This is a genomic window from Allohoeflea poritis (genome assembly GCF_027889715.1).
GTDB lineage: Bacteria > Pseudomonadota > Alphaproteobacteria > Rhizobiales > Rhizobiaceae > Hoeflea_A > Hoeflea_A poritis.
In genome coordinates this window covers 66,243-82,720 of record NZ_JAPJZH010000016.1, presented here as the reverse complement: position 1 = coordinate 82,720, position 16,478 = coordinate 66,243, and the positions used below count along the sequence as shown (strand labels likewise).

Annotated in this window: 17 protein-coding genes and 2 tRNA genes; 10 read left to right on the top strand and 9 right to left on the bottom strand. The window is 58.8% G+C overall.

Features of this window, described 5'->3' with window-relative positions; genetic code table 11:
* Positions 1–18: 18 nt before the first annotated feature.
* Both OOZ53_RS21150 and OOZ53_RS21145 read left to right on the top strand, forming a co-directional pair.
* Positions 19–399, top strand: coding sequence for a hypothetical protein (locus tag OOZ53_RS21150; RefSeq protein ID WP_271091723.1), 381 nt, complete (start codon positions 19–21; stop codon positions 397–399).
* Positions 396–1,223 (top strand): TrmH family RNA methyltransferase, encoded by an 828-nt coding sequence (locus tag OOZ53_RS21145; protein ID WP_271091722.1) that lies wholly within the window; start codon positions 396–398, stop codon positions 1,221–1,223. The genes OOZ53_RS21150 and OOZ53_RS21145 overlap by 4 nt, the downstream gene beginning before the upstream one ends.
* Before the next feature lie 25 nt (positions 1,224–1,248).
* Here OOZ53_RS21145 and OOZ53_RS21140 read toward each other — a convergent pair whose 3' ends face one another.
* Together OOZ53_RS21140 and OOZ53_RS21135 are read right to left on the bottom strand one after the other, a co-directional pair.
* Complete coding sequence (locus OOZ53_RS21140; protein WP_271091721.1) at positions 1,249–3,318, bottom strand: coiled-coil domain-containing protein; 2,070 nt, start codon at positions 3,316–3,318, stop codon at positions 1,249–1,251.
* 264 nt (positions 3,319–3,582) lie between these two features.
* Positions 3,583–4,182 carry a DUF1134 domain-containing protein gene (locus OOZ53_RS21135; protein ID WP_271091720.1) on the bottom strand — a complete coding sequence of 200 codons (600 nt, stop codon included), beginning with the start codon at positions 4,180–4,182 and terminating at the stop codon, positions 3,583–3,585.
* A gap of 174 nt (positions 4,183–4,356) precedes the next feature.
* Here OOZ53_RS21135 and chpT point away from each other — a divergent pair, with 174 nt between their 5' ends.
* Together chpT and OOZ53_RS21125 are read left to right on the top strand one after the other, a co-directional pair.
* Positions 4,357–4,992 carry a histidine phosphotransferase ChpT gene (gene chpT, locus OOZ53_RS21130; protein WP_271091719.1) on the top strand — a complete coding sequence of 212 codons (636 nt, stop codon included), beginning with the start codon at positions 4,357–4,359 and terminating at the stop codon, positions 4,990–4,992.
* Between the two features lie 175 nt (positions 4,993–5,167).
* Positions 5,168–5,533 (top strand): response regulator, encoded by a 366-nt coding sequence (locus OOZ53_RS21125; RefSeq protein WP_271091718.1) that lies wholly within the window; start codon positions 5,168–5,170, stop codon positions 5,531–5,533.
* Positions 5,534–5,860: 327 nt separating this feature from the next.
* On the opposite strand, the gene ctrA is transcribed toward OOZ53_RS21125, so the two are convergent.
* Positions 5,861–6,562: a response regulator transcription factor CtrA gene (ctrA, locus tag OOZ53_RS21120; RefSeq protein WP_136660945.1), complete on the bottom strand. Its 702-nt coding sequence runs from the start codon at positions 6,560–6,562 to the stop codon at positions 5,861–5,863.
* A 431-nt stretch (positions 6,563–6,993) separates the two neighbouring features.
* Here ctrA and OOZ53_RS21115 point away from each other — a divergent pair, with 431 nt between their 5' ends.
* Both OOZ53_RS21115 and OOZ53_RS21110 read left to right on the top strand, forming a co-directional pair.
* Positions 6,994–7,350, top strand: coding sequence for a flagellar export protein FliJ (locus OOZ53_RS21115; protein WP_271091717.1), 357 nt, complete (start codon positions 6,994–6,996; stop codon positions 7,348–7,350).
* A gap of 171 nt (positions 7,351–7,521) precedes the next feature.
* The gene (locus OOZ53_RS21110) at positions 7,522–8,013 is read left to right on the top strand and encodes a paraquat-inducible protein A (protein ID WP_271091716.1); all 492 of its coding nucleotides are present in this window, start codon (positions 7,522–7,524) and stop codon (positions 8,011–8,013) included.
* A 49-nt stretch (positions 8,014–8,062) separates the two neighbouring features.
* Here OOZ53_RS21110 and sciP read toward each other — a convergent pair whose 3' ends face one another.
* Positions 8,063–8,338, bottom strand: a complete 276-nt coding sequence (gene sciP / locus OOZ53_RS21105) for a CtrA inhibitor SciP (RefSeq protein WP_136660948.1) — start codon at positions 8,336–8,338, stop codon at positions 8,063–8,065.
* A 218-nt stretch (positions 8,339–8,556) separates the two neighbouring features.
* Here sciP and mnmA point away from each other — a divergent pair, with 218 nt between their 5' ends.
* Positions 8,557–9,771, top strand: coding sequence for a tRNA 2-thiouridine(34) synthase MnmA (gene mnmA / locus OOZ53_RS21100; RefSeq protein WP_271091715.1), 1,215 nt, complete (start codon positions 8,557–8,559; stop codon positions 9,769–9,771).
* 62 nt (positions 9,772–9,833) lie between these two features.
* On the opposite strand, the gene OOZ53_RS21095 is transcribed toward mnmA, so the two are convergent.
* Complete coding sequence (locus OOZ53_RS21095) at positions 9,834–10,973, bottom strand: DegT/DnrJ/EryC1/StrS family aminotransferase (RefSeq protein ID WP_271091714.1); 1,140 nt, start codon at positions 10,971–10,973, stop codon at positions 9,834–9,836.
* Between the two features lie 261 nt (positions 10,974–11,234).
* On the bottom strand, positions 11,235–12,194 hold the full coding sequence (locus OOZ53_RS21090; RefSeq protein WP_271091713.1) for a Gfo/Idh/MocA family protein: 960 nt from the start codon (positions 12,192–12,194) through the stop codon (positions 11,235–11,237).
* A gap of 146 nt (positions 12,195–12,340) precedes the next feature.
* On the opposite strand from OOZ53_RS21090, the gene OOZ53_RS21085 reads away from it, so the two are divergent.
* Positions 12,341–12,417: transfer RNA gene (locus tag OOZ53_RS21085), tRNA-Met, on the top strand.
* 195 nt (positions 12,418–12,612) lie between these two features.
* Here the strand turns inward: OOZ53_RS21085 and OOZ53_RS21080 are convergent.
* Complete coding sequence (locus tag OOZ53_RS21080; protein WP_271091712.1) at positions 12,613–13,776, bottom strand: tyrosine-type recombinase/integrase; 1,164 nt, start codon at positions 13,774–13,776, stop codon at positions 12,613–12,615.
* Positions 13,777–13,791: 15 nt separating this feature from the next.
* Positions 13,792–14,013, bottom strand: a complete 222-nt coding sequence (locus OOZ53_RS21075; protein ID WP_271091711.1) for a DNA-binding protein — start codon at positions 14,011–14,013, stop codon at positions 13,792–13,794.
* Positions 14,014–14,354: 341 nt separating this feature from the next.
* On the opposite strand from OOZ53_RS21075, the gene OOZ53_RS21070 reads away from it, so the two are divergent.
* A tRNA-Arg gene (locus tag OOZ53_RS21070) sits at positions 14,355–14,431 on the top strand.
* Between the two features lie 126 nt (positions 14,432–14,557).
* Here OOZ53_RS21070 and OOZ53_RS21065 read toward each other — a convergent pair.
* Positions 14,558–15,478 carry a LysR family transcriptional regulator gene (locus tag OOZ53_RS21065; RefSeq protein WP_271091710.1) on the bottom strand — a complete coding sequence of 307 codons (921 nt, stop codon included), beginning with the start codon at positions 15,476–15,478 and terminating at the stop codon, positions 14,558–14,560.
* Between the two features lie 109 nt (positions 15,479–15,587).
* Between OOZ53_RS21065 and OOZ53_RS21060 the strand changes: the two genes are divergently transcribed.
* Entirely contained in the window at positions 15,588–16,418 is an 831-nt protein-coding gene (locus tag OOZ53_RS21060; protein ID WP_271091709.1) for an aldo/keto reductase, read from the top strand.
* Positions 16,419–16,478: the final 60 nt, after the last annotated feature.

Here is a 16,478-nt window from a genome sequence, read left to right as displayed (position 1 = left end):
CGCAAAACAGGGGCCGTGATGACCAAGGTGGAACTGGAGCAGGACGAGGAAAAGCCGCTCGATCCGGAAATGGAAAGGGTGCGGCAGAAGATGGTCCGGCTTCTTGTCGTTTCCATCGGCATCATGATTCTCGGAGTTATGGCCGTCCTTGCCGGCGTTGTCTACAAGGTGATGACACCCGAAACGGAAGCGGAAACCATTGCGGCCCAGCCCTTGACCGTGCCTTCCGGCGCGCCGCTGGACGTCACGGCGTCTTTGCCATCCGGATTCAGCGTCGACACGGTGGCGCTCGATGGCGCGCGGATGCTGCTTTATGGCCGTAAGGCCGATGGTTCTCCTGGGGCACTGATCATCGACATCACCACTGGCCGCACGGTTGCGGACATCTCCTTGAAATGAGCAACCCGGCCGATCGCCTCATCCGCATTACCGATGCCAAGGACGAGCGGATCGCCGATTTCAGGAATATCCGCGAGCGCGATCTCGTGGGGCGTTCCGGCCGGTTCATCGCCGAGGGAACGGTGGTGCTGCGCATGCTGGCGCGATCAAGACGGTTCGGCGCCGAGAAGATCCTGGTGCTCGAAAACCGGGTCAGCGGGATCGAGCACATTCTCGAAGCATTCGATCCCGACACGCCCATCATGGTTTGCGATCGCAAGGTAATCGATGCCATTGCCGGATTTCCGATGCATCGCGGTGTGTTGGCGATCGGCCGCAGCGACCCACCGCAAGACATTGCGCAGGCGCTCGCCGGTCTGAAAGACGACGCTCTGGTACTCGTTTGCAGCGGCATCTCCAATCACGACAATATGGGCGGTCTGTTTCGCAACGCTGCAGCCTTCGGTGTCGATCTCATATGCCTTGACGGGCAATGCTGCGATCCGCTCTACCGCAAATCCATTCGCGTGTCCGTTGGCGCCGCTTTGACCGTGCCTTACGCGCGGGGCGGGGGGATTGGAGAGATGGCCGATACGCTCGATGGCGCGGGCTTTCAGCTCCTGGCGCTTTCGCCAAAAGGCGTGCGTGCCATCGATGATGTGAAGCCGAAGCGGCGAACCGCGCTTGTGGTCGGAACGGAAGGCGAGGGGCTCCCGGAGTCGCTGCTGAAAAGGATCGATACGGCGCGAATCCCGCAGGCACCGGGTCTTGACAGTCTCAATGTCGGGACAGCAGCGGCGATCGCCTTGTTTTCCATCGCTTCCGCACTGGGCCGCGTGCGTTAGCGAGAGGGCGCAATTCAGGTCTGCGCTAGTTCTCGAGCTCTGATTTCGCCCTGCTTGCAAGGCTGACGCGGCCTGATGGCGCGTTGGCGGATGCCGGCGCGTCGGAGATGATGCGGTGTATCGGAGACGCTTCGCCCTCGCGCTGTCCGGAAATGCCGACCACCGCCGCCGCGATCTCCGCGATCTCCTCGCGCACGCCGGAATCGGCATTCGGATCGGATGCTTCCTTGATCTTGTCAATCAGTTCGGCATGGCGCTGCTTCAGGTTTTCAACGCGGCCGTTGACGGCGCCGTTGCGTTCAACCGCCTCGCCGTTTTTCGGGTGGATTTCCTGTGCGGACATGGCTGCTCCGTTTCCACCGACCTCTGCGCCCTTGTGCAGTTGCTTTACATCCTTGCGCATCTTGTTCAGCTGTTCTTTGAACTGCCGTGACGTCGCATGGCTTTGCTTGAGTTCGGTCTTCAACAGGTTGATCTGGTCTATCAGCTCCAGCTCACGCTTTTCGGCATGCTCTCTGGCGCGATCCTTGTCCTGCTGTTCGGCGCGGACCAGTTCGAGCTGGCTTTCGCGCCGCGATGCGTTGCCGAGCGCTTCCTCCAGTTGTTTTCCGCGCGATGCAAGCTCCTGTTCCTTTGTCTTGAGGGACTCGGCGATGCGGGTGGACTGCTCCTGCTCGAGACCGAGCCGGCGTTCAAGTTCGTCGGCCTGCGACGTAACGGCCTTGAAGGTCTTGTGAAGGTCCCGTGCTTCGGATTTCAGCTCGCTGATCTTCTCGCGCGCCTGCCTTTCCATGCTCTTGCTTTTTTCAAGGGCGGCCTTCGTGTTTTCAACCCGGCCTTCCAAGGCGTCGATGCGCCGCTGCGCCTTGCGCAATTCCTGCAGGCTGACCCGGTTTGCTTCGCTGGCCTCACGCAATTCCTGTACATGTCGCTCGACGAGTTCGTTTGTTTCCGCCAACTGCCGGTTTCTGTCGTTGAGCAGCGACTGACCCGCCGACAGCTCGATCCGCGTTTCCTTGTGGGATTTCTTTTCCTGCTGCAGGTCGTTCTGCAGGGAATCCGATTTGTCATGGGCGGTAGCCAGATCAGACTCCAGGCGCGATTTTTCCTTGTTCTGCACTTCGATCCGTTTGCCGAAATCGCGTGCCTGATCCCTCATCGCATCATCGGCCTGGATCAGCTGGGAATCCCGGTCGGCAATCGTTGACTGGGCCGCCGCCAGTTCGATGCGGGTCGTCTCGTGCTCCTGTCTTTCCTGATGCAAGACCCTGTCCTGCTCGTTCGCCGCATCCGCGGCTACGCTGAGCTGGCCTTCCAGGGTCCTTATTTCGCCATCCAGCTGCTGCTTCTGCAGCTCGAGCAGATCCAGCGTCTCCTGCAGCTGCGCATCGCGGTCGGCAAGCGAGGTCTGAACGGCGGCAAGGTCTATGCGGGCCTGATTGTGGTTCTCCTGCTCCTGCTGGAGGTTCTGCTCCATTGTCTGGGCGGCATCGGCAATGGTCTGGATATCGTTCAGAAGCTGATCGCGCTCGATACTGACCTGATCGATCTGCGAGCGCAGGTTCACTGTTTCGGTGTGGCTCGCGGCCAGATCGATCCGCATGCTTTCCACTTCGGTGGAAATGGTGATCAGATCGTTGTGCAGGCGCGCAATCTCCGAATTGTCCATCTTCTTCATGCGCTCGAATTCGCGCACCGTCTCGGAGAGTTTGTCGATCAGCTGCTCTTTCTTGCGCGTGTCTGAGCGCATCTCGCCGGCATGATTGACCAGTTCCTCGATCTTCTGGTCGGCGAGCTGCTTGTCGCCGGCCAGTGTGGCAAGGTCGCTCTGCAGCTTGTCGGAACGCACATTGCTCTGCGCAAGCTGATCCTGCGCATGTCGCAACTGGGTCGAGAGCTTGGCGGATTCGCTGGCAAAGCCGGCCCGCATCTGGTCCGCCTTGCCCTTGATTTCGGCAAGGCTGAGAGGAACGGTGGCCTCGATCCGCTTTTCAGTGAGTTTGACGACGCGGCCATAGATGGTCGGCGTTATCAGCATTGCCAATATCGCCGCCGCAAGGAACCCCAATGCGAATATGAGAAGAAACTCAATCACCCGATAATTCCGCGGACTTCTTTTTCGTTACCAGATACAGGTAATGCCGAAGAAACTGTATTTCGACCCCCCGCCGTTACGGCCTGCACGACCGAGATCGCAGGTCAATAATACACGCCTTCGGATTACACCCCCAAAATTCATGAATTATGGTATCAGAAAAGGGTAAAGAATGCGCGATACAAGACGCACCCGGAGCGAATTCCCGCCCGGGTGTGCCATATCTACAATTGTTCGTTGCTCAGGAGAGCCTGCCGACGGGTCTCAGAACGGGTTCCACGTGGGGCGGGGCGTCAGCTTCAGATAGCCGATATTGATACCGATGCGAGCGCCGATACCGGTACGGATCGGAACAATCACCACGCGGCTGCCCTGTAGCACCGTCATGCCGACACCGGCGACCGCATAGGCCTGCCCGCTGACACCGGCGAAACGACCGTAGATGTCCTCGATGCTCTGAAGCTCGTAGACGAGCATCATTACCCGGCTGCCCTGGCCGCCATAGTCGAAGCCGAGCGACGGCCCCTGCCAGAAAACCGGGTGTTCGCCGGCATTCTTGGTGTAGAGCTGGCCTTCGCCATAGGTCAGCCCTCCGACGATGGCGCCGGAGCCTTCCTCGCCGAGCACATAGCCATTCGGCAGGCCATATTGTTCGAACGAGCGTTCCACGACCCGCGCCAGGCCATCGGTCGCCTGACCGAAATAATTGTGCCCCTGGTCGACGATTTCCTGCATCGTGTAGGGTTCCGAGCCCACTGGCTGGGCCTGTTGTGCCATGGCGGGCGAATGTCCAATCACGATCACAAAAACGACAACCAGAAACTGACGGACGGCGTTGGCAATTGCACCAGATGTGCGGTTCATCCTATATCTCCATCCCGGAATTAACCCGGCGCTCATAATGCGTGCGTATCATCGCGTGAGGACGTTAACAGTCGGTTTACCAACTGTGGTGTCTTTGTGGCGTTTCGTGCATATAGAGTGCCACAAACAACCGATTTCTGGCATGTGGCCGGCGGGCCAAAGAAGGAGCAAACAATGTCATCAAATCCCAATTTGACGCTATCGGGACCCGACCTGGCGGCTTTGCTCTGCAGCCGCGTGTGTCATGACATTATTTCTCCGGTCGGCGCCATCAACAACGGTCTCGAACTGCTTGATGAAGGCGGGGCCGACGATGACGCCATGGATCTGATTCGCACCAGTGCCCACAATGCGTCCGTACGGCTGAAATTCGCGCGTCTGGCGTTCGGCGCCTCCGGCTCGGTCGGGGCTTCGATCGACACCGGCGAGGCCGAAAAAGCGGTCATGGACTTTGCCAGCGCCGACAACAAGACCGAAATAGACTGGCAGGGCAGCAGGGCCATTATCGCCAAGAACAAGGTGAAACTCCTTCTGAACCTGTTCCTGGTCGCCTATGGCTCGATCCCGCGGGGCGGCGCGATTTCCATTATCCTGGAAGATCTGGAAACCGCGCCGAAGTTTACGCTCAAGGCGACCGGCAAGATGGTTCGCGTGCCGCCGAAATTCCTGGAAATTCACAGCGGCGAAAGCAGCGAACCCATCGATGCCCACTCGATCCAGCCTTACTACACAGTGCTTCTGGCCGAGGCAGCCGGTATGACCATCAACACCACCGCCGGCGCTGATGAGGTCGTATTCGCTGCCGCATGAGCGGTCGGCGCGGGGCGTGCGTTAAGCGGAAATTAATCCTTTCTGGTAACCAATTCTTACTCTCTGACAATTAGAGTCATACCCATGGCGGGGCGGCAATTTGTCTGCCTTTGTGGGCGCCAGCCGGCTGAAAGCGGCGTGCGCCCGAGGGTCTCTGTTTTGGGGAGATATGACGATGCAACGGCTGATACTGGTCGATAAATCGGTAATCATTCGCAAGGTGGCGAAGCGCATCCTTTCCGACCTTGGTTTTCTGGTCTCGGAAGCGGACGACGCGCAAACAGCCCTTTCGATCTGCAAGGGCCGCGTACCGGCGGTCATGATCGTGGACGCCTGTCTGCCGGGCGCCACCGACCTCATCGGCGAGGTCCGGGAACTTCCCGGTGGCGACAAGGTGAAGATCTACTACTGCCTGATCGAGGGCAAGTTCAAGCACATGATGCAGGGCAAACGCGCCGGCGCCGATGATTTCCTGCTCAAGCCTTTTGATCGGGAAATCCTGACGAAGGTCTTTTCGGACCAGTCCAAGACTGCCGCCTGAGTGGCGGCATCATCCGTTTGACGCCGAACGAATGGCGGTGAGGCGGGCCAGCCCTGGCCCGCGGTTCCGCGAGGCCTTGAAGCGCCTGCCCAATTGTCTTCCCTCATTTTTGAATCAGTTGATTCGCCATATCGGCGGATCTGTTTTTCCGACAACAAGCTCAGCACAGCCCATGAGGCCTCGCCGGATCAGTGTCAGCGTCACACGCCATCGACGTTAACGGGCCGTTTACCGGTCGGATTAATATCGCAATGGCAAGGAAAACCCGCCGGAAGCCGGGCTTCGGGCGGGTCAGGTCATGCTGTGACGTGGAGTGCCGTTGGCGGTTCAGGCGCTTTCGAGAATCTCGCTGTCCTCAGGCTCGCGCAACACATAACCGCGGCCCCAGACCGTCTCGATATAGTTCCGGCCGCCGGCCGCAGTGGCCAGTTTCTTGCGCAATTTGCAGATGAACACGTCGATAATCTTCAGTTCCGGCTCATCCATGCCGCCATAGAGATGGTTGAGGAACATTTCCTTGGTCAGGGTCGTACCCTTGCGCAGGGAAAGCAGTTCCAGCATCTGGTATTCCTTGCCGGTCAAATGAACGCGCTGGCCGCTGACTTCAACGGTCTTTGCATCGAGATTGACCAGCAGGTCGCCGGTGGTGATGACCGATTGGGCGTGGCCCTTCGAACGGCGGACAATCGCATGAATGCGGGCGATCAGCTCGTCCTTGTGGAAGGGTTTTGTCATATAGTCATCGGCACCGAAACCGAGGCCTCTGACCTTGTCCTCTATCCCGGCCATGCCGGACAGGATCAGGATCGGTGTCTTGACTTTGGAAAGACGCAGGGTCCGCAGAACTTCGTAACCCGACATGTCGGGCAGGTTCAGATCCAGCAGGATGATGTCGTAATCATACAGTTTGCCGAGATCGACGCCTTCTTCACCGAGGTCGGTGGTATACACATTGAAACTCTCCGACTTGAGCATCAGCTCGATGCTCTGCGCTGTCGCGCTGTCGTCCTCGATCAATAATACCCGCATGAATTTCCCCTTTTCCGCCGCAGAAGGCCGCAACGGCCTATGCCACCCTGCGGATCGAGTCGTTGCCTGCCGAAAACCTGCCATCAAATGGTTAACAAATTCTAATTCAGTAAGGCAACCCTTAATTGTCACGTCAGTTGCATTGCGCAACCCATTGAATCTTAATGATAATTGAAAAACCAAAAGTTAATCAATCACATTAAGAAATGCTTATAACCGACTCGGTAGACTCACGAAAGAAATGTTCCTGTAGCGGTCTTTCATTTACCCGGTTTTAAGCGATTGGCCCTATGATTAACGATGTCCGTAAACGAAAGGTTACCAAATTGGCCAATAAGGCCGATTCCCAGGCTTTTGGGCAAGAGATCGGGTGCCGGAGGGGCGGATGAAAAACAGTTATGCCGGGATCTCGCGTCACGGGAGTATTGCGTATGAAGTCTAGTGAGAGCCTTGTTCGCCTGAAGGAGTTTCAGGTCAACGACAAACGTCGACAACTGAATCAGATTCAGTTGATGATGTCCGAATTCGAGCGCATGGCCGCCGAACTTGAGTATCAGATCGCCGCCGAGGAGAAAAAGGCGGGGATCTCGGATCCGACTCATTTTGCCTATCCGACCTTTGCCAAGGCGGCGCGCCAGCGCGCCGACAATCTGCAGGGGTCTATCCGCGAGTTGCGGGTGCAGCAGGATGCGGCCGAACTGGCGGTCGAAGAGGCGGAAGCCGAGCTTGAAAAGGCCGCGGCCCTTGAAAGCCGCGACGCCAATACACGCAGCACGAAAGTGGGCTGATCCGGTCCACGCCCTTGCGGGATTTCGAACGCATCCGAAGGCTTGAGACGGCCCGGGTGTGTTTCGCTCGTCCGGTCGCGTTTCGAAGCGGCCGTGTGATGCACTCGGTTGCGCGCGCACAATGATTCGCCCATATTGCGATCAAACAGCCAATGCGGCCGAGGTTGGTCCTTGCCCTATCCATTATTGCTGCCTCCCCTGCTTTTTGCCGGACCGTTCTTCCTGGCGCTGGGCCTGACGCTGCCCTTGGTGCGCTTCGAAAAACTCTATTTCTTCGAAGAAACCCCTTCGCTGTTCGGGATTGTCGTTACACTGTGGCGTGACGGCAGCTTTCTGCTGGCGCTGCTTGTCGCGCTCTTCTCGGCGGTTTTTCCTGTTGCCAAGATACTCGTCGTTTTCTACGAGGCGGCGGTTCGCGGAAACGGCGAAGCGCGGCGGCCCGGACTGCTCAGCGGCTTTATACCGCTGCTGTCAAAATGGTCGATGATGGATGTTTTGCTCGTGGCGCTGGTCATCGTCGCGGCAAAGACCGGCGGCGTCGCCGATGCGTTCACGCAGCCCGGCCTGTGGTTCTATGCCGCTTCGGCCCTGGCCGTGACAGTGACGCACTGGATGCTGCAGGCGCGCAGCGCCAGTGCACCGGTGGGCGAAAGAAGCGATTGATTTTGGAGAAAGTCGGGTAGCCGGCCAGCAGGCGGCCGGCTTTGCAATATCAGTGCCGGTATTGCTGAATGCGTGTGGTGCGCAGGCCCGCAAGACCATGCGCATCGATCGAAGCCTGCCAGGAGAGGAATTCCTCGACGGTCAGCGTATAGCGCTCACAAGCCTCTTCGAGGCTGAGCAGTCCGCCTCTGACAGCCGCGACCACTTCCGCCTTGCGGCGGATGACCCAGCGACGCGTGGTGCTGGGCGGAAGGTCGGCGATTGTCAGCGGACTGCCGTCCGGGCCAATCACGTACTTTATTCTGGGTCGTACCATCTCGGTCATTGGACTCTCTATACACACTCAAAGACCTAACTCCCCACACCATACAGATTGAGGTTTAAAGATTGTCTAAACAAACCGCCGCAACTTTATGCAACGGTGAATTGGGGCCGTTCCCGCCAATGGATCGAATCAATATCGAAGTACATCGGAACTTGCCGCGGCCAGGGCAATTGCATATATCAGTGCCAATGCTTGATTGGCGCCTTTAACGCCTTTGAATGCGGAACAAGAACGTGAACACACTTGATATCGACAAGAAGCCCGAAGACACGCGGGTCGTCGTCGCCATGTCGGGCGGCGTTGATTCTTCCGTTGTCGCCGGCCTGCTGAAGCGTGAGGGCTATGACGTCGTCGGCGTGACGCTGCAGCTCTACGATCATGGCGCGGCGGTGCACCGGGCAGGATCGTGTTGCGCGGGACAGGATATCGACGACGCGCGGCGCGTCTCCGAGACGCTCGGAATCCCCCATTATGTGCTCGATTATGAGCAGCGGTTTCGCGAAGCGGTCATCAATCCCTTCGCGGAAAGCTATGTGGCAGGCGAGACGCCGATCCCTTGCGTTGCCTGCAATCAGACCGTCAAATTCGCTGACCTTCTGAAGACCGCGCGCGAGCTTGGCGCCGATGCGCTGGCGACAGGCCACTATATACGCTCGCGCGCCAATGGGGCGCACCGGGCGCTCTACCGGCCGATCGACTGCGACAAGGACCAGAGCTATTTCCTGTTCGCCACGACCCAGGAACAGATCGACTATCTGCGTTTCCCGCTCGGCAACATGTCGAAGGCAGAAACGCGGGATCTGGCCGCGAGCATGGGGCTGAACGTGGCCGACAAGGCCGAAAGCCAGGACATCTGCTTCGTGCCGCAGGGCAAATATAGCGATGTAATCACCAAGTTGCGGCCCGAGGCTGCCCGGGCGGGCGCGATCGTGCATATCGACGGGCGCGTGCTTGGCCGGCATGACGGCATCATGCACTACACGATCGGCCAGCGGCGGGGTATCGGCGTGGCCGTGGGCGAGCCGCTTTACGTCGTGCATCTCGATGCGGCAACGGCGCGTGTCGTTGTCGGCCCGCGCTCGGCGCTGGAGACACACCGGCTGTTCCTGCGCGAGATCAACTGGCTCGGCGACGGCCCGGTCGACGCTCTGCCGTCTGAGGGATTCGCCTGTTTCGCAAAGGTGCGTTCGACACGCCCGCCGCGCCCGGCGACCGCCTGGTTCCGGAACGGAACGCTGATGGTCGAGCTGGCGGACGGCGAGGCGGGCATCGCGCCGGGACAGGCCTGCGTGCTCTATTCGAGCGATGGCGATGATGCACGCGTCTTCGGCGGGGGCTTCATCGAGCGGACGGAGCGGACCGACGCGGCGGAGCGTCAGCTGCAGACGCTGCTTTCCAAGGATACGCCGGCGGCAGCTGCTCATTCGGCGTAACGCCCTCAAAACAAAAGGCCGGCGCAATGGCCGGCCTTCGGACAATTGACGTTGGGACCGCGCTACTCGGCGGCCACCGATTGGCGCGCGGAGACGAAAGCGATGATCGTCTCGATAATGCGATCCTGGTCTTCGCGCTGCAGATAGGGATGCATCGGCAGGCAAAGGATGGAATTCGGCAACTGCTCGGTGACCGTCATCTCGCCCGGACCCTTGGGATAATGCGCATAGGCCGGCTGCTGGTGCAGCGGCTTTACGTAGTAGATCACCGACGGGATGCCGTTTTCTCCGAGATGGGCCTTGAGGGCGTCGCGGTCGACCGTTTCGATGGCGAACTGCGCCCAGGCCGAGACGTGGCCGTCCGGCGTATGGGGAACCCGTACATGGTCCTTGAGGCTGTCGCGGTAGTAGTCGGCGACCTTCTGGCGCGATGCCAGTTCCTCGTCAAAGATGGCGAGCTTTTCCAGAAGTATTGCGGCCTGGATCGTGTCGAGGCGCGAATTGAGTCCGACATGGATATTGTCGTACTGGCTCTCGCCCTTGCCGTGGAAGGCATAGGAGCGGAGCTTTTCCATCATTGTGTCGTCATTGGTGAACATGGCGCCGCCGTCGCCATAGCAGCCGAGCGGCTTGGCCGGATAGAAGCTGGTCGCGGAAACATGACCGAACGAGCCGCAGCGGCCTTCCGGGGTCGCGCCGCCAATGCTCTGGGCCGCATCCGAGAGCACATAGAGACCGTGCTTCTCGCAGATCGCCGTGATGGAGGGATAGTCCGCGGGCGTGCCGAACAGGTCGACCGGAATGACGGCCTTCGCCTTGAGCTTGCCTTCAGCCTTGACGGCCATGATGGCCTCTTCCAGACGCGCCGGGTCTATATTGTATGTCTGATGGGCGATTTCGACGAAAACGGGCGTCGCGCCGGTGAGCGCCACCACCTCGGCCGTGGCCGCGAATGTGAAGGACGGAACGAATACCGCATCGCCGGGGCCGATCTTCCAGGCCATCAGCGGGACGAGCAGGGCGTCGGTTCCGTTGGCGCAGCCGATGGCATGCCGGACGCCCAGATAATCGGCGATCCTTGCCTCGAATTCCGAGACCTCGGGGCCGAGAATGTAACGGCCTTCTGTCAGGACCTTCGAGACGGCCTGTTCGATGCGTGCGCCAATGCGCGCCCTTTGCGCGGCAAGATCGATGAATTGCATGCTTTGGTCTGTCCCCCTGCGGAAAACACTGATGGCCGCCCGTGGAAATGTCAATCAGCGATCGACGGAATGTCTGCAGTTATCCGGGCCCCAACACGCCGGATAACTGCAACCCCGCCAACAATAACGCCAAATCCCTTCAAATCTAGCTAATACGCTGTCATTACACATATTTCTACCCCGCCGCATTCACACAAACATGCAGTTTGTAACCGCAGGTGATCGGCATTTTAGGCAATTTTCGCCGGCCGAAAGACGGTTTCAGTCGTGGGCGACGGTGCCGGCCGACAGGATGCGGATCACCGCCAGCCCCTCCTCGGCGGGGGTTCTGGCGGGCGCGCCGGTGCGGATACAGTGAATGAAATGTTGGATTTCCCGGGTCAGCGGCAGGCCGTCTGGAACAGCGACATAGCGCGGATCGGCGGTCTCGAATTCGAGGCCTGCGTCACTTTTCCATACTTTGTGATCATAGACCGCGAGCTTTTCGGCCCAGGGCGCGACATCGTCGAAAACCGCCATGGCCTTGTCGCCGATGACGGTGAGCCTGCGTTCACGATAAGGGTTGAGGCGCGCGGCGAAGACATGGCTGCGGATGCCGCCCGGAAAGGCGAGATGCAGATGGGCAAAATCGCTCAGATGATTGAGCACGGCCGAACCCTCGCCGCGGATGTCGCTGGGTTCCTCGCCGGTGAGCGCAATGATGAGCGACAGGTCGTGCGGGGCGATATCCCAAAGCGCATCGTTCTGCGCGTGAAACTTGCCGAGGCCGACCCGGTGGGAATGGATATACTGAAGGGTGCCCAGCGCGCCCTCGGCGACCATGTCGGCAAGTGCCTCGAAGGCCGGGTGGAAGCGCAGCACGTGGCCGGTCATGACCGTCACGCCGGTGGCGATGCCGGCATCGACAACCTTCTGCGCATCGTCGACATTGAGCGCGATGGGCTTTTCGACCAGCACATGCTTGCCGGCGGCAATCGCCTGCAGCGCCAATTGCGCATGGAATTGCGGGGGCAGGGCGAGCACGACCGCATCGATATCCCTGTCTTCCAGGATCCGTTCGATATCGCGCGCCGGAACGCCGAACTGCCCGGCAAGCGCCTCGGCACGGGCGGCATCCGCGTCGGCGACGGCGGCCAGCGCGCCGAGTTCGCTCAGCGTTCGCACGTGGTTCTTGCCCCAGTAGCCGCAGCCGATGACGGCGATGGCGGGATCGGTCTTCATTGCTTTGTTCTGCACCTTGCTTGTCGTTCCCGCGATGCCATATCGGCGCGGGGCCGGGGGCGCAAGTGGCGGGCGGCAAAATGTGCAAGCTTTTGCTTGACACCGGCGAGCGTGCGCCATTATATCGCGCCGTTCCTTACCGGTATGGCGGGGTAGCTCAGGTGGTTAGAGCAGCGGAATCATAATCCGCGTGTCGGGGGTTCAAGTCCCTCTCCCGCTACCAATCTTTTCAACAACTTAGCTGATATTCTCCGAAAAACGACCGATTTCGCGCTAACGCGAAAAACCCTTATTTTTCAACGATTGTCAGGAATTACGTATTTTCCGTTTGACATGCATTTGACATGCGAGGGGCCGTTTGTGCTCGCTTTGTTCAATGAATCCCCGGATTGCTTTCGTGTGAAACCGGCGGTAGGAATTATCGGGAAAACAGAGCCTGCTCGGCTGCCTTCGCAGCTTTTCGCTCATCCTGATACTCACGCCAAAGATGGCCGTAAATATCCCACGTGGTTTGGATGCTTGCGTGACCTGCCCATGTCTTCACTTGTTTCGGTGTGGCGCCATTCTTGATCCACAGCGAAATCCCGGCGTGGCGCAGGCTGTGCATCCCGAAGGGAGGCGGTTCGCCCCCCTCAATAATTCCTGATGCAATAAGGAGTGGCACCCACAGCCGGTTGTAGTAGTTGGCGTAGCTTTCCACCTTACCAATGCCGTTTCCAAAAATGAGTCCGTCTTTGCTGGTAGGGCAGGCGAGCATCCACTTTCGAAGTGCTTTTACGGTGCGCGGTCCAATTGGCACGTTGCGAATGCTGTTTTTCGTCTTCACACGCTCAATATTGTTCCAGCGATCCGCTTTACGCCGAACCTGAATTTCAGGCGACGGGTTGCTCAATACGATGGACCGTCTCGTGAGTGCTCGCAATTCGCTTGCTCGGAGAGCTTGAAATAGCAGTACGCTGACGAACGCCTCTGCGCGGCCTCTTTTGTCGAACGTACTAGAAACCTGGAGGACTTTTTTCAAGGTCACAAGCGGCGGGATATCGAGAGGTTCATCGTCGGTGTTCCAACCGGAAGCCGTGCGAACCGAAACTGCTTTCGCCGGATTGCTGCCAATACAGCCTTGGCCAAGTGAGTAATCTATTATCATACGAAATGTTGAGAATACACGCTGGGCGAGGTCGTCGCTGCGGTTGCTCTCAAGCTCTCGGGCGTAGTTGACGCAGTCCGGTCCATTCAGGCGGGAGATTTTCGAATTGGCTATTTCGAAAGGCAGTAGGTGCAAACGGACATGTTGATCATATCCATTCAGCGTAATTCGGGCCCGCTTGCCGGTTTCGACGAGATTCTCAAAATCACTGAGAAACGCCTTGGCAGCATCAGCAACCGTTGCTGATCGTTTGTCGGGCACATGAACACCGCGTGCGATTTGACCCTCGACGCGAATTCGTTCGTCGTCTGCATCGCGTTTGGTGCCAAACTGTTTTTGCTGAAGATTGCCATCGCTATCGACATAGTTTAGCTGCCAGGCGGTTCGTCTCTCGCCCGTTTTAGTTGTCCAGGATCGCTTTCTGATCTTTGCCATGTTGGGAGTTTGAGTCTATTTGCCGTCACGTTCAAGTGCCTGCTGCTCGCGTTTTTTGAAATATGCTTCGAGCGATGACTTGCGGGCGACAAGGCCGATACCGGGTTCGTTCCAGATTGGCATCTGGCCGCGCTCAGCAAGGTGATAGATTTTGCGCGGTCGGCAGCCCAATACCTTTGCAATTGCTTTGGCTCCATAGAGAAGATCTGTTTCAAGACTTGTCTTGGTTTCCGTCAATTTTCTGCTGTTGTCCGATCGGCCAATCTGGGGGCAGAGACTGCTGTTGAGCGGCAGTATTAGGTGCATTCGCTACGTGAACTCAATTGCTTTCGCAGAAAGATTGTCCAACAAGCGGTTACTCGACTCGTCTGTGAAATTGCTTACGCTAGATTGCATTTCTTTACTCTGGAAACTGGGCTTGCAGCCCTGCCCTCCGAAGGCGGATGTCAAGTCTGGCGAAGTTAGTGGATGCTGGAAAAAGGAACTGACTAAACAATGGCTTGAGTGGATATCGGGTTCACTCTTCATGCCAACGAAAATCTCGCGTAAGCATGGAGTAAGCATCTCGCGAACGGTATGCACCCGTAGCTCAGCTGGATAGAGCGCCGCCCTCCGAAGGCGGAGGCCAGAGGTTCGAGTCCTCTCGGGTGCGCCATTTTTTATATTTAAAACAATAACTTGTGATTTCTGCGCGTCGCTGGATTTCTGCTTACGCGCTGCTTACGTGAAGCCCCAAGCATTTTCTCTTAAGTGTAATTGGGCATAGCTTTGTCACCGCAGGTTAGGCTGAAACAGTTTGCACTCCGGGCATGGCCGCGACCGCATCGGAGAGATGGTCGATTAAAGCCTTGAGCCGCCGGGTCTGCCGACGCGCGGGTAGGTAAGCGGCGTTGATGGTCAGTTCTGCGGCGCGCCAGTTGGGAAGGATATCCACGAGCCGGCCGTCGACTAGCTCCGATGCAACGAACCAACGTGGCATGATGGCGTAACCGAGTCCCGTCAGAGCCGCCTTCTTCGCCGAGAAGATGTTGTTGGTGGCAAGGCCCACTTTCGCAGTGATCGAAGCGGGTTCGCCATTCGCGTCAGCGAGTCGGATGGTGCCGCCCTCAAAGGGGGAGAGCGCCGCGCATGGCAGATCGGCGAGATCGTCGGGGTGCTGAATAGCCCGTCCCAGGATCAGTTCGGGCGCGGCGACGATCAAGCGCTCGACCGTTCCAAGCGGGCGGACGATCAACGTTTCATCCGGCACCTTGCCGATCTTCACCCAGAGGTCGCAGCCGACCTCCGCGAACCTGATCGGACCATCTTGCAGGTCCCAGATCACTTCGACATCCGGATGCGCTGCCTGAAAGGCGAGCGCAGCATCGCCGAGATCGAGTTGTCCAAGTGCGACCGGCGCCACAACCTTGAGCTTTCCGGAGAGCGAGGCATTGTCATCGGCGTGGCGCTCCACCAGCGCTTCCCAGCCGCTCAACAGGTTTCGCGCGTCTGCGAGACAGTCCAGCCCGGCTTCCGTTAGCGAGAAGTTATGGGTGGTGCGCAAGGCGAGCTGCACGCCAAGTCTTTCTTCCAGCTCAGCCAGTTGGCGGCTGGCCGACGCCTGGCTGAGGCCGAGATCCCGCGCCGCGGCGCTGATCGCGCCGCGCTCGGCAATGCGCACGAAGGTGTGCAGCAGCGTCAGGCGATCAAGGCTTTTGCTCATACTTTAGACGTATAACAGTAAATTGCATTACTCGCCTACCGCAAATCATACGGGTGGGTCATATTCGTCCTCAGAAACGAAGCGACAACTCGAATGCGGAGAACGAGACATGACCAACATCGCCAAGGACTTCACCTTCAAGGACGGAACCACAATTCCCCGCATCGGCTTCGGGACGATGCGTCTGACCGGTCAACCGGGGAACTTCGGGCCCTATGAGGACTGGGACGCGGGCGTCGCGCTCCTGCGCCGCGCCGCCGATATTGGCGTTCGGCATTTTGACTCGGCGAGGGCCTATGGTCCGCATCATTCCGAACGCCTTGTCGGCGAGGCATTGGGATCGCACGCCGGCGGTGTCTTCATCGCCTCCAAAGGCGGCATCGAAAAAGCCGGACCAGGCGTGGAGTTCATCAAGCGCGACGGACGCCCCGAAGCGCTCGCCCGGCATGTCGACGAGAGCCTTGCCAGCTTGGCGGTCGAGCGGATCGATCTCTACTATCTGCATTCGGTCGATCCCAATGTGCCGATCGAGGATAGCATAGGCGCGCTCGCCGCGGCTCAGGCGGCAGGCAAGATTGCACGGATCGGCGTCTCGAATGTCGATCTCCATCAACTGAAGCGCTCCATGGCGGTCGCCCGGATCGACGCGGTCCAGAACCGCTACAACCCGGCGGACGGCGGCGATGAGGCCGTAATCGATTTCACCGCCGGGAACGGCATCGCCTTCATTCCCTGGGGTCCGCTGGGCGCGAATCCGATGATACACGGCGCGCCCCTGGCCGAGGGTAACGCGCAAAACGGCTTCACGCCGGCGCAGCGCGCCATACGCGACTTGCTTGAAAGAGCGCCGAATATCTTGCCGATCCCCGGCACAACCTCGGCGACGCACGCCGAAGAGAACGCCCGCGTCTTGGAATTGATCGGAGGCGACGATGCATAGGCAGGCGCTCCTCACATGGGCGGTCGTCTATCCTCTGATTACCGCCCTTCTCACAATACT

Bases quoted from the DNA above. Each gene is read 5' to 3' on its own strand.
- mnmA (WP_271091715.1), top strand. From the start codon at position 8,557: ATGCGGAACAAGAACGTGAACACACTTGATATCGACAAGAAGCCCGAA.
- OOZ53_RS21135 (WP_271091720.1), bottom strand. From the start codon at position 4,182: ATGAACCGCACATCTGGTGCAATTGCCAACGCCGTCCGTCAGTTTCTG.
- sciP (WP_136660948.1), bottom strand. From the start codon at position 8,338: ATGACCGAGATGGTACGACCCAGAATAAAGTACGTGATTGGCCCGGAC.
- ctrA (WP_136660945.1), bottom strand. From the start codon at position 6,562: ATGCGGGTATTATTGATCGAGGACGACAGCGCGACAGCGCAGAGCATC.
- OOZ53_RS21145 (WP_271091722.1), top strand. From the start codon at position 396: ATGAGCAACCCGGCCGATCGCCTCATCCGCATTACCGATGCCAAGGAC.
- OOZ53_RS21065 (WP_271091710.1), bottom strand. From the start codon at position 15,478: ATGAGCAAAAGCCTTGATCGCCTGACGCTGCTGCACACCTTCGTGCGC.
- OOZ53_RS21090 (WP_271091713.1), bottom strand. From the start codon at position 12,194: ATGAAGACCGATCCCGCCATCGCCGTCATCGGCTGCGGCTACTGGGGC.
- OOZ53_RS21125 (WP_271091718.1), top strand. From the start codon at position 5,168: ATGCAACGGCTGATACTGGTCGATAAATCGGTAATCATTCGCAAGGTG.
- OOZ53_RS21080 (WP_271091712.1), bottom strand. From the start codon at position 13,776: ATGGCAAAGATCAGAAAGCGATCCTGGACAACTAAAACGGGCGAGAGA.
- OOZ53_RS21060 (WP_271091709.1), top strand. From the start codon at position 15,588: ATGACCAACATCGCCAAGGACTTCACCTTCAAGGACGGAACCACAATT.
- OOZ53_RS21095 (WP_271091714.1), bottom strand. From the start codon at position 10,973: ATGCAATTCATCGATCTTGCCGCGCAAAGGGCGCGCATTGGCGCACGC.
- chpT (WP_271091719.1), top strand. From the start codon at position 4,357: ATGTCATCAAATCCCAATTTGACGCTATCGGGACCCGACCTGGCGGCT.
- OOZ53_RS21150 (WP_271091723.1), top strand. From the start codon at position 19: ATGACCAAGGTGGAACTGGAGCAGGACGAGGAAAAGCCGCTCGATCCG.
- OOZ53_RS21115 (WP_271091717.1), top strand. From the start codon at position 6,994: ATGAAGTCTAGTGAGAGCCTTGTTCGCCTGAAGGAGTTTCAGGTCAAC.